At 59.2% G+C, this 255-nt stretch carries 1 tRNA gene; it reads right to left on the bottom strand.

Going from position 1 to position 255, the window contains the following annotated elements:
• Positions 1 to 116 precede the first annotated feature (116 nt).
• Positions 117 to 201, bottom strand: a tRNA-Leu gene (locus FCK22_RS18215).
• Between the last annotated feature and the right edge of the window lie 54 nt (positions 202 to 255).

A 255-nucleotide genomic window follows, 5' to 3' on the forward strand; every position in this document is an offset into this window, starting at 1 on the left:
ATCACGGTCAAAAGCACGCTTGGTCAGGGCACGACCTTTACCGTCTTCATCCCCGGCGCCACGCAATTGGCAGAGCCTGCGACGCTGGCCCAAGCAAGCTAAGCCTTTGAAAACAGTGGTGCGGGCGTGGACTCGAACCCACACGGGGCTACGCCCCAACAGATTTTAAGTCTGGTATGTCTACCATTCCATCACGCCCGCATCGGGGCGCACAATAAGCATCACGCGGGCGGTGTAAATGGGCGAATGCCCCCG

Origin of the sequence: Sulfitobacter sp. 15WGC, assembly GCF_005068605.1 — a bacterium.
Taxonomy (GTDB): Bacteria; Pseudomonadota; Alphaproteobacteria; order Rhodobacterales; family Rhodobacteraceae; genus Sulfitobacter; species Sulfitobacter faviae.